The organism is Mycoplasma sp. 10961 (assembly GCF_055523525.1).
Genome location: NZ_JBVFVD010000001.1, coordinates 691,566 through 705,075, shown reverse-complemented (window position 1 = coordinate 705,075; position 13,510 = coordinate 691,566). Strand labels below are relative to the sequence as shown.

Annotated in this window: 4 protein-coding genes; 3 read left to right on the top strand and 1 reads right to left on the bottom strand. The window is 27.8% G+C overall.

What is annotated here, in order from left to right:
* Nucleotides 1–2,082: a type 2 periplasmic-binding domain-containing protein gene (locus AC0B4T_RS02990; RefSeq protein WP_465103072.1), complete on the top strand. Its 2,082-nt coding sequence runs from the start codon at nucleotides 1–3 to the stop codon at nucleotides 2,080–2,082.
* A gap of 29 nt (nucleotides 2,083–2,111) precedes the next feature.
* On the opposite strand, the gene AC0B4T_RS02985 is transcribed toward AC0B4T_RS02990, so the two are convergent.
* Nucleotides 2,112–4,985 carry a hypothetical protein gene (locus tag AC0B4T_RS02985; RefSeq protein ID WP_465103071.1) on the bottom strand — a complete coding sequence of 958 codons (2,874 nt, stop codon included), beginning with the start codon at nucleotides 4,983–4,985 and terminating at the stop codon, nucleotides 2,112–2,114.
* 142 nt (nucleotides 4,986–5,127) lie between these two features.
* Here AC0B4T_RS02985 and AC0B4T_RS02980 point away from each other — a divergent pair, with 142 nt between their 5' ends.
* Together AC0B4T_RS02980 and AC0B4T_RS02975 are read left to right on the top strand one after the other, a co-directional pair.
* Nucleotides 5,128–10,482: a PDxFFG protein gene (locus AC0B4T_RS02980; RefSeq protein WP_465103070.1), complete on the top strand. Its 5,355-nt coding sequence runs from the start codon at nucleotides 5,128–5,130 to the stop codon at nucleotides 10,480–10,482.
* An 8-nt stretch (nucleotides 10,483–10,490) separates the two neighbouring features.
* The gene (locus AC0B4T_RS02975) at nucleotides 10,491–13,508 is read left to right on the top strand and encodes an ABC transporter substrate-binding protein (RefSeq protein ID WP_465103069.1); all 3,018 of its coding nucleotides are present in this window, start codon (nucleotides 10,491–10,493) and stop codon (nucleotides 13,506–13,508) included.
* The last annotated feature ends 2 nt before the right edge of the window (nucleotides 13,509–13,510 follow it).

Genomic DNA, 13,510 nt, shown 5'->3' with positions numbered 1-13,510 from the left:
ATGAAATTATGAAAAAAATATAAAACAAAAATATTGCTATCTGGAGGAATTGTTGCAATTGCCTCTGCTTTTGGAGCAGTTTTAGGTAGAAAATTAACCACAAACTTCAAACCAAGTTTTTATAACTATAAATCATATATGTCAAGTGACAATATTGACAAATTAAATGAAACATTTGATTACAAAGAATTTGACGAAATTAACCAATTCAGCACTGCTTTAATTAATAATAAAGCAGTCGCTGGTATTGGATCTGATTTTTTAGCTGCTGAGTTAGTTAAAAAGAAACTAATTGGCAAAATTGACTATGCTGCATTACTAAATTTGCCTGAATTAAATGGGTTTTTAGAATCTGATAATTTGAAAACTTTTGTTAATTCTAACGCTTTTTCTAATCTATCAGTAAGTGAGCAAAATTTATATAAGGATAAACTTAATGCCGCTTTAAAACAAAAACAATTAATTAAAGCATATGTAAAATTAACACTTCGACCAGAAATATGGGACCATCTTCAAAAATATCAACTTGAAAATGGTGCTGAAATGTGAGAATATTTCTATCCATATTTTTCTCAAGATATGGTTGTTGCTTATAATATTAAGAAAAACCCAGTTGCTCAAGAAATTTCTGATGAAGAAGGATCAATTGATATTACAAAGTATGAGGATAGTTTTAAAAATACTGATTTTAAAGATCCTTTATCATTTATAAATGTTCTCAAGATTCTTGCTTTGAATAATTTTAATAAATGATATATTACTGATGCAATTAGGGATAATATGATGTATGGCTCTGCATATTGGCCATTACCTCAAGGTAGAACCGAAAATAATTTTACTGGGCAAGTTTTAGATAATGAAACTGACGGTAACGAAACGTATAAAATTTTAATTGATGCATTTGCTGATTTAATTAAGGATGGTACCGGATACCATGTAAAAGATGCAAACCACATTGCGTTTAATGGTGATGGTTTGGAGATTGTTAATAATTTAATTAATCCGAATCGTAATGATGTCAATGTTGCTATTATGTATAATGGTGATGCAATTGACGCTTATTATGGATCAGATAATTTTCCTAATTTAGTTGAAGATGGGCATATCAGAGCCATCAAACCTAAAAACAATATTTTATTACTTGATGGCTTAGTTGTTTCATCTGGTGTATCTAAAGAAAATTCAAAATTATATGCACAAAAGGCATCTGAAAGTTTTTTCCAAGGAACCATAGAAATCATTAATTCATATAAAGAATTACTAGAAAATAATAATGTTAAAGCATTAACAAATGATATTAATCAAGATGAATTTATTGATATTCAACATAAAACAATGTTTAAACGTTTAGTAACTAATTGGAAAGAACTTAAATTTACTGAATTAACTGAACTAAATGATTCTTATAAAAGTTCTGATATTGAAAACTTTATCGATAAATTTAGCAATTTAATTGATTTAAGTTTAGATGAAAATAGTGAAAATTATCAAGAATACTTATCAATACAAAAAAAATACCAAAATGGCCAAGATGTAGAATTTGAGGACCGTATAAATCTCTTTATCAAGATTATTAAAAAACATCTTGATACTTATGCAAATGATTTTTATACAAAGATTGTCGAAATTGTCAATAGTAATGAACAAATTCCGCAAGAATTTACCATTTCACAAGATACATTAAACAACGAATTTGAAATTGATTTATTTACTGGTTTTGTTAGAGATAGTTTTAACGATCTAAAGGAAACTTTAAATGAGATAAATGATATCAATGAGAAAAAAACTTTTATTGGATTATTTATAGCAAGAAAAATAGCAATATTAGATTTCAGTAATGTTAAAGATAAATATAATTTTACTAATTTTGATTATGTAAATTATGTGCCAACTAATATCGCTGATTATGAACAAGTTTTACAAAATTACTTTTTAGATCCAGTTAGTGGTCAAGATGCAATTGCGATAAATCTTTATGAAATTAATAATAATGGTAGTTTAATTCACGAAAATATCCACCCTGTTTCAGATGAATTACAGTCTAAAATTACAACTTATTATTTTAATAAAACAAAATCATAAATAAAAACCCTCATTAGGGTTTTTTTCTCTTATTTTAAAAGATTAATAATTTCGTTAATTGCTGCAATAACTGTGGTTCGTAATGTTTCTAAGTTATTATAAGAATATTCATAATTAATACGATATTCATACCTAGTATATGTATAAGTACTGGTGGTATTTGCCTGGTGTGTTTTTGTTGGTGTATAAGAATTAAGTTGTTCTAATATTTTATTTAATTTACTAAGAGTGTTACTAATTTTGCTCTTTAATGTGGAATTTTCATAATCTAAATTCCTAATGTTATTTTTTAAAATTTCAATTTGACTTTGAAGATTTTTAATCATGTTATTTGCTTGATTAAGTGCACTAATTTTATTTAGATTTTCAGCTATTAATTCATTATTTTTAGATATTTCCCTGTCTAATTCTTGTGTTAATTCATCAATACGGTTGTTATTATTTTGGTTTTGTTGGTTTAAATTATTTATAACTTGATTTTGGTGAAGAATACGCTTAGTTAAATCTTGGTTTTCATTTCTTAATTGGGCAATTAAGGTATTCTTATCGGATATTTGGGCTTTTAATGCATTATTTTCGCTTGTTAAGTCATCATTATGAGTTGATAATTGTGCATTAGTAGCCATTTGAGTATTCAATTCATTATTTAAATGATTATTTTGAGTTTGTAATTGAGCATTTTTTTCTCTTTGAGATGCTAAATTGCTGTCTAATTCCGCTTTTTGGGTATTTAATTCTGTGATTATGTTATTTTTATTTGCTATTTGAGCAGTTAAAGAATTATTTTCATTTACTAATGTATTGTTCTGATTTGATAATTCAGAATTATTATTCCTTTGGGCATTTAATTCATTTTGTAAATTACTATTTTCTTTTTCTAATTGTTTGATTCACTCATCTCTTTGAGCTAGGACTATGTTTATTTCGTTAATTTGATTTTGTAATAATAAAACTTGGTTTTCCAGATTTAAAACTTGGTTGTTTTTTTCGTTTATTGATCTTTGTAATGCAAGGTTATCATTTTGTGCATTATTTAATTCAATATTTAACCTTACGATTTCTTTGTTTAATACATCAATATCATTTAGTTTAAGTAAAATATCGTTCTTTAAATCTTGGGCCTGTTTTTTCAAATCTTTTATATCCTCATCACGTTTTTGAAGCAGGTTTTGCAGTTCTATATTTTTATTTTGGTTAAACTCATTTTTTAAAGCTAGTATTTTTATTTCATTTGTTAAATTATCTATTTGTGATAATTTACTATTTAAAACATTTTGAAAATAAGTGTGACTCACAACTAATTTATTATTTTCATTTATTGTGGTGTTAATTTCACTAGTAGATGCTTGTATATTTGTTTTAAGAGAATTCACATCTTCTTTATTTTGTAATATTTGGTTTTCTAAGTCTTGTAATTGGGTTTTACGGTTTTGAATTTTTTCATTTAAGTTTTTCAAATTTGCATCAGAAATAACTTTATTGACATCGCTTTCATCATTAAAGTTTTTAAATTCTAATTCTAAATTTGTCAATTTAGTTTTTAAAATTTTATGCTCATTTTCTAAATTTTGTATATGTACCAATTTTTTTTGTAAATTAAGATAATCTTCCTTAAGATTAGAATGAATATTTTCCAAGTTTTGAAATTCTCCAGATATTTTTTGTGGTAATTCTTTTAATAAATCAGAAAAAGAAGTGCTGATGAACTTAGTAATTTCTTGAATATTTTGAGACGAAATTCTGAGTTGTTTTTCAATTTGTGCATCTTTTAAGGTTTTATCTAGTTTATTAATTAATTGTTCAAACTCTATTTCAAATTTATCTACATTTGAAATTAAATCCTGATCATTTGAAAAGGTTAATTTTAATGCATTAATTACCTTTTTGTAATCCGAAACAATTTGATTTTGATAAGTTTTAAGGTTTTGCAATGCTTCAGTATATATCTTGTTAATTTGTGTTTTTTCAAGATTATTAACAATTGCGTTATTAACTTTCTCAATATTTTCACTTAAAAAACTATTTATTACATTGTTGTAATTAACAAGAATTTGATATAAAGATATTGTTTGATTTATAAGTTTGTTTTCTATAGTTGCATTATCAACTGATTTTTCAGCTATATTAGATTCTAGTGTCAATAATTCAGGATTAAATTCTTCAATAATTTGATAATTTTTGATAGATATCAAAAATTTATCATAAAAATCTAAAAAATCTTTTGTAGCTACAATAGTGTATTTATCATTTTTAATTGCTCCGATAGCTTCATTCATACTAGTTAATAAATTCATATTTTCTTGTTGAATTGCAAGGTTATGATCTGAATTTATAAATTTATCTTTATTATTGGCGATTAACTCATTTAATGAGTTGTTTTTTTCTTTAATGCTTGTTAAAAATGCATTTCAATTATTTGCTGCATTTTTAACAAGTTCATATAGTTTTTCATTTGATTCATTTGTGTTTTGAGTGTCATAAAGATATTTAACTAAATTTTGCCTGTATAAATCATTATTAATTATTTCAATTAGAGAATTGATATTGTTATTGATTGATTCAATTAATTGATCATGTTTTATTAATAAATCGCGCTTAGTGTTAATCGTAGCTAAAATTTCTTTGTTTTGGTTAATTTTAGTGTCATTTTCACTAATATTTTGCTTATATGATTCTATTTCAGGACTGTAATTATTAGTTTCAAATTTTAATTGACTTTCTAATGCAATCAATTCACTTTGTAATAATTTTGTATCAATTGTAATATTAACAGTTTTTGCATCTTTTGGGCCTTGGCTTTGCTTATTAACCAGCATTAATGTCAAGGGTATTGAACCAGCAATTGTTCCTAAAGCACCTATAACTATTAAATATTTTAATTTATTTTTTAATTTTAGTGTCATTTTTCCTCCTAATATTTTAATAACTAATTTTAAGGCACGAACTAAAACAAAAATTAATGCGATATTTTCAGTTTTATGGTAAAATATAAACAAATTTAAAAATTTTAATATTTATTAAAAAAATATAGAAAACGAGGTAAAAATGAAAAAGAAATTAAGTTTAAAAACAAAAGCTCTTTTATCTGTTGCATTAATTACTCTTGTTTCCGCTTCAACAGTTGGTGGAATGTTTTTATATGCAAAAAATTCAGATGAGCTAAATGGAACATATTCAGGATTTACTAGAGAACAACTAAGGAATGATTTCTCTCAAATTCGTGATGTAGATAATAATCTTAAACCAGAAATTGCTATTTTAGATCCTTCTAAATCTAGAACTGTTGCCACTATTAATGAAACATATGATAAATTCACATTTGTTTTTGATAAGGAAAATTCATATGATTTTGATGAATTTTTCCAAAAATATTTCGCAATTTTTTCTGAAAGTTTTATATTGCAAGTTAAGTATGGATCATTTAGTTTTTACAATGAATATGTTACTGCAGTAAAGCCAAAACAATTCATTGACTTTACTCTATGATTCTTTAATAATATTTCATGAGGTCCAGATTTATTAACGCTGAATAGTTTTAGGATTGTCCCTGGAGTGGAACAAAATGGTAATGCTATTACGCTTGGTTCGCACTCTTCATTACATAAAGAAAGTAGTGAAATTAAATTTTTCCCTGATGCATTTTTTGGATCAATGCCAATTTATTCTTCAATAACAGGAAATGGTAATGCTCGTGATGCATTAAGTTATTCATTATTTAGAGATAAAAGTTCAAAAGCTACTCTTGACAATTTCTTAAAGACTATTCCGTATGCTACTGCATTAAAAAATAATGCTTCACAGCAATTCCTTTCGCTTCTTAATCCAGATACCTTATTAAATAAAGAGTTTTTAGTGTTGCTAGCTCCAAACCAAGAAAAACCTGGACCAGCAGGCGAAGATGGAAAAAAACCGGCTACATTATTAAATGAAGAAACATTAATTATCCCAGTTAATAGCACTGAAGCAAGTTTAAAAGAATTTCTTCAAGACAATTTTTCTGATCAAAATGTAATTAATGAATTTTTAGAAATTTTTAAAAATTCTTCAAATGCTAATGCCAGTCGTAAATTTGAAAAATCAAAGATTGTTAATGTTAATTTAACTGAGAATTCTTTAGGTTTCACTCTTTTAATAAATGGTGATGAATATGTACATACATTAGAACAAGAAAAACCAACAACGTTAACTCCTTATTGATATTCAACATACACTTCATTTAAAGAAACTTTAGATACTAATATTGAAAGTTTCTTAGATTTTTATGGATATAAGGCATATGAATTTAATAAAGATAAATCTAAACGCAAGTTCTGAATTTTCAAAGATGGTAATGTGCAAAAAATTTATCAAACTAAAACTGAGGCTTTAGATAAAAATAAATCTGCTATAAAAATTAAAAACCTCAGTGAATCATTAGCTAATTATATTTTTGAGATTGAACTTCAATCTTTATCTGTTAGTGATGGTGTATTTAAAGCGCAATTTGACAAAAATATTAGTATCGAATTTGATGCTAAAAACTTGACAAGCGATATGCTTAATGCATTTGATGAATTTAAGCGTAGCCTAGGCTATGGCGGAGCTATTAATCCGGTTGCCTTGCAATATGGACCTGAAGATATTTCAATGTTAGATAATGATGGAAAACCATTGCCAGGTTTAGAAACTCGCAAATACCAAGTATACGTGGAAACTTATGATGGTTTAGTTGAGCGTGTTTTAAGAAAATACCCACACCTCAGAGTTAAAAGAACTGGTCCGCACATTGTTAAGACTTTAAATTCAAATTATGTTTATGAATATTCAGTAGCTGAAGGTGATTTTTATGGAATTATTGATTCAGACCGTATTGGAGTTCCCTTACTTTTAGCAGCTAGTTTAGATGACTTTGATGGTTTATCTACAGATTTCCTAAAATACGTTGGAGCTCATGAATATGGACATCACTTTACTTTAGATCAAAGCCAGTCATTAAATGATAATGGTAAGGCTGTAGTAGTTGGTGGATTATCAACTCGCGGAGGTATTAGTGAATCTTCGTATTATTCAATTGATGCTTTAAAGAATTATTTAGATGCTCGCACTAATTTAGAAGTCACTAGAGTTAATTCACTAGGCAAAGAATCAGACAAGGGAACATTTTTAAAGTTTAACTTCATTAAAAATGATGGAACAAAATACATTGAAACAAAGTCAGATATTTGAGGATCAGATGATAACGATCGTCAAGATATTTCAAAAATTATCGCAAATCCTAAACGTAGATTTTTACAATCATTTGCCGGATTACAAGAAGCTGCAAAATTGCGTGATGTTAAATTAGGTGATTTATTTATTGCCAACTCATTTGATGAAGAGTCTGGAACTTTAAATCCATATATAAGTGGAATTTTAAAATCTTTCTCAGGAACTAAAGATAATTATAAATTTGAAGAAGTTGTCATTGGTACTTTACTTTCAGGTTTAAAAGACGGAATGGCTACAAACCTAACAGAAAAAGCATTAAGAATTAATCCTGATAATCCAAACGAATATACTTTAGATCCTGTTACTTTTGAAGTAACAGAAAATGGAAGAATGGTTAGGTCAGTTAACATGTATGATAATCAAGGCAACCCTGTAATTAACGTACCATTAAATACTATTTTAAGTTCTCAAGAATTAAAATATGTTGATGATAAAGTGAAAATTATTCGTGATACATTTAACGCTTTAATTACTCGTTTAGTTTCAGACAGTGGTTGAAATACAACTAATACTATTATTGGCGGGAAGCCGCAGTTAAGTATTGGCTCATTGTATGGCCAACCCTTAAGTCCATTTTTATCAAATAATTTATTATATCGTAATGACAATGCAGAGCTTAATCCTCTAAACAACAACATGTTTTCAGAAGCGAATCCAAGAAAGGCATTTGAATATACGGCAGTTGAAAATAATCTTTCTTTAATAGAGCAACTTAAAGAGTTTTTACTTGCTTCTGAGCCTGATAAAATTAGCGACAATAGTGGATACTACTATTACTTTATTTCACAAACAAATAATGTTTATGCCTTTGTAAATAAAGATAACAATGAATTTAAGATTAATACAGCCTATACAATGCCGCGGACACAATACAATGATGCTCATGTTGCTTCATACTTCCAACATACTAATGCGCTTGCAGCTTTACGAAATCAAGGTATTAATGCTACTTCACGAATTCAAAGAGCCTTTCATTCATTATTTGCAAGAACCTTTACTGGAATTAGGGATGCAAGGGCAAGATATATCTTTTTATTCATAAATGATCAAAATCAGTTACAAGATCCTGAATTATTGGACAACTTTAACCAAAATGCCGAAAAAATTAATAGTAGTTTTAAAAGAATTGTTTTAAATAACATTCGCTCAAGATTAACTGGCAAAGATCAAAAAACACTTTATGAAGCATACCCTGAAGGAAAATATTCAGAAATAACTGATGATGGACAAACTAACAAATCACCAAGCTTTAGTTCGCTACGGGATTTATTTGAATATGTTTCAGTTGATTATTCAAAAGCTAGATTAGTTGATGCTGTTACTGAATCATATAATTGAGATATAAATTACGTTAAAACTAAAATAGATTTTGATAAATTTAAAGAAGCAGCAACAAATGAAGCTGAAATCCAAGGCATCTTAAATGATGACCAATTACTTGCTAACGAAATTATGGAGCGATTTATTAAATCAGGACACTTTATCTTTGTTAAGGATTTCAACCCCGCAAAAGAATTAGTTAATAATACTGCTTTATTTAGCAAAAAATATGGTGTGATTTTTGACGAACCTAATTTTGTAAATGGTTTTGTGTTAGATAAAAATGTCACTCCAAATAAAGAAGGAACGACAAATGTATTTGACGTTAAAGATATTCAAAATGCTTTTTCTGAATATATCCACAGGATATTTTCTGATGAAAGCGAGAGCAAAATTAACCTAATTATTAATAAGTTAAACACACAAGATTTGTGAAGATTAGTTGGGAACACAATGTGATTTGATGCACATGGTAGCGAATCCCCAGTTGACCTTGATTTACTTTATTCTGTTTTTAGCGGTGGAACTCCATCTAGTGATGTATTAAATTACAATTTAACTAGAGTTGAACCACTGCTTAGTGATAAATTTACCGATTATGTTTACAATATTTCAGAAACTTTAACCAGAGATTATGTGCAAACTACTTATATTCCAAATTGAGATGATTTTGGTGGCTTACCTAAATATGTTACAGGGGTTAATGAGGCTAAAACAGGCCTTGATTACGTAGTTGATGCTACTGGCCTTGACTTTTGGTTAGATAGAAGAAATGTTCAAAGTGATCTTAATGCTTCAGTATACAAAGCAGTTAATGCAGCTAAATATGATTTATACTTAAAGAATGTAAAAAATGTATATTATGAATATCAAAAACAGAGCAAACCTTATTTAGAAAAAATAGCTGAGTATAAAGATGCACTCGAGAATAACGGTAGAATGGTAAATGGTCAAAGAGTTGCTTTTGCTAGTGAAGAAGATAAAAGAAATTATGAATTAGAATATGCAGCTGTACAAGGCACATTTGGTGGTATTACTGCTGTGTTTACTGCAAAAATATTAGCAGAAAAAACCAAAATATATGATGAATTTGCAAATAATGAATCTAGCGCTATGTCTCGGAGCGAAAGTAGATCCTCTTCATACTTTGGGAAATTATTATCTAAAAATAACGGTTACTTTAAAGACCGTTTCCAAAAAGCGCAAATTGGCATGGAATTATATGATGATAATGGCGCTGAAATATTTGACGAATCAATTCGGCTTAAAGATTTTGATGGAAACAAAATTACATCACGACCAAAAGCATTCTTTGTTTCGCAATTACTTAACTATGGTGTAGGGTCTCGCAATGTTGCTGGAATTTTCCGCCACAAAGGTTTAGATGCTGTTGCAATGTATGGTTATATTAAAAATGACCTTGCTCAAAAAATTAAATTTATTAAATTTACAGATTTAGAAACTAAAGAAGTTAAATATTTATCTGTAAATATCAATAAGACAAACAATATTTTTTACTTACAAAAACAAGGTGATGCAAATTCAAAAGTACATATTGAAGATTTAGGATATACTTCGTGAGTTTCTGACTACGGAATCATGGGTAAATATCGTGATGCATTATTATTACCTAAACATTCATATTTATTAGAATTTGTTGATGAAAATCAACACTTTGTTGCCAACTTTAATTTAGGTGATTTAGAAACTATTGCTGAAAATGGTAAAACTTCTTCTCAAGCACCTATTAAAATTACAAATGAAATTAATAATAATCAAAAAACAGGAAAAGCAATCATATCAATTGATTACCAATTTAATATTACAGGATAGGAGGTAGTGTGAAAAAATTTAAATTAAAAACTTTTTTGCTTTTAAATACATCAATTGCTCCTTTTGTGGCTCTTGCATCTTGTACTACTAACCAAGATCCAAGATATGAACAACGACAAAACTCAGCAATTGATTATGATTTGGGTTTAGCAACAGAACCAATCAATAACTTAAATTATGTTAAATATAAATCTGTTGACAAAATTTTACCTTCTTTAGTAGACTCATTCATTAAAGACGGGCCAGATGAAAACTTAAAAAGATTGATTAAAACAAATGATTATGCACTTGTCTTAACCGATACTTCTGGATCAGTAAATGATAAAGGTGAACTTTCATCATCCTTTGATGATTTTTGAAAACTAAAAGATTCATTAAAAGGTCCTAATGAAAATGGCTATGGGTTAGTTTCTTCATCTTATTACCAATTAAATAATTTCAATGTTATTGGTGGTTTAGGCAAAGCTTCATCAACATCAGATATTACCAAAACAGGAACATATTATGGTTTTAGAAATCCAAAAAACTCAGGTAACTTTATGGCAGTTACGGGCTTTGTAAATGATAAACTTAATCGTTGGAGTAATGGAGATTATATTGATGCACAGCACATTCGTGATTATTTTGAATACATCCTTGATTTAAATACTGGATCTCAAAAATTAGATGAAATTCTTAAATTTGGAATTCGAGGAGCAGAAAAAATTGTTAATGCTCAAAAAGAATATTTAGCTAAACATAATAAAAACTATTTAAATCCATTTGGACGTCGTAGGTATGTTTTAAATGAATTTAACGAATATATTCAGGACCCAGATCAAAAAGTATGGGAACCACAAATTCAAGATGCTTCAGGTAACTTTGTTGATACTGAAGAAGTTGAAAAAATAAAAAAAGCAGCTTTAGAATTTGGATTTTATACGGGACAATTGTTCTTAGATTATAGCAATCAAACAATTAGTGAAAACATGGTTCTTAATCCAGAGTTCAAACTAGATGCTCAAGTTCAGAATTTCAATATTGCTAAAAATGGTGTAGTAAAAACAATCAAACTTGTTAAAAATCCATACATGAACCCATATCAGGAATTTAAATTACTGGATGGAAAATTAGCTAACGTATATAACCAATTAGCAAACTCAGAAAATTCATTTACTATGATTTTTGATCAAAATAAAACACCAACTTTAACCTTTTTGGCCTTCCAAATCATGAAAGAGTTATACCCAATTAACCGCCGCTATGTGGAAACTGTCGCTGGTGGAATTGATAAATATGGATCAGATCCTAAGACATTTTTAACAAGTGGACCATTTTTAATGGATAGTAAAGATGTTGTTTTAGGTCCGCAAGGGCAAATTATCTTGACGAAAAATAATGAATACTTTGATGCTAAAAATACAATATCAAACAAAATTAAAATTTATTTTTCATCTGATCGTAACATAAATACAACATTTTTTGAAGATGGATATATTTCGCAAACCTATATTCCCGCTACAAAAATTAGTAGTTATTGATCTGATGCTCAATATAAAAACTTTTTAAATAAAAATACAGGTTATGGAACAATTGCTTATGGATTTAACTTAGATTCTGAAACAAACGGTGCAAGTTATTTACAAGATACTGATTTAAGAAATGCAATTTATTATTCAATTAACCGCGAAAATATCATTAAGTTTGTTGGTTGGGATTTTTCATTCCCAGTAAATACCTTTACATCATATGGTCAATACCGTACTGAGAATGGTAAAAATATTGAAACTTACTTTAGTGATTTAAGTTCTAAAACTAAAGATAATGTTGAATATCCATTGCAAAACTACGATTTTGTTGTGCACTTAGCTAAAAGCTTCTTATTTGAAAAAACAGATCGTAAAGATTTTGCCTATAACTTAGATACCGCACGCTTTTACATGAACAGATTTAAAGCTAAATATCCTAATTTATCTAAATTATCTTTAAGATATTTAAACAATTCATCTGATGAACAAAAAAACGCAGGACTTTTCTTAAAAGAAGCCTTGCAAATTGCTTTTAATGGATTTATTGAGTTAGATATTAAAAGTTTACCAGAAAACACATTTGCTTCATATATCGAAGAAGGAAAATATGATATTATCTATCAAAATTACGATAAACTAGGTGGTAATGGAGCTGAAGATTATGTTTCTGCCTTCTTTAAAGATGACGGAATCAATACCTTATCACAAAAATCAATTGGTTTTAAAACTAATCCTGTAGGTTCATTTGGTTATACTGACTATATTATTGATTTAATATTAGAAGCAAATAACCTAAAGAGTAATTTAACAACTTTCCAAAGTTTATTGCAAGCTGAAGTAACAAAAGTTGAAAATGCTGCTAATGCTGCTTTTGGGCAAGACTTTAATAATTTAAAAAATCAACCAGAAGGTACTTCAAAAAATACTCAAATTAATAATTTTGTTAACAAGAATGCTGCAAAATTAGCTAGTGATCTAGGGACAAACTTTAAAACTGAATTTGTTACTTATATTTTAGAATACCTATTATTAAATAATGATAATATGAAATATGCTCGCCTTAAAAAAGTATATAAAAACTTTTTGATTAATACAATGTCAGTCGATGATATTGTTAAATTAACAAAAACAACTAAAGAAAGATTGAATATTCAACAGTCTATTAATAACCAAGAAGTAACATTTGATTTTTGAAAGAAATTTATTGAACTTTCATTTAGCAAAGATGGTGAATCACTGGTAGATTATAGCGATCGTTTAAGCGCCTTTTTCTCAGCTAACTTCACAAATGAAGAAATAGCTCAGGGTTGAACCCAAGAATATGTATTTGTCTTTATTGGAGAACTTGAAAAAATTGTGCGCGATGCTTCCTTTATCGTGCCATTAATGGAAGTTGATACAAACTGGGAAATTACAAGAGTTGCGGGAGTTTCATCATTATATAAATTTTCATTACAATATGCATATGACTATACAAGACCACCAAGATCAGGATTACCAAGAGGGAGAAATAATTAATA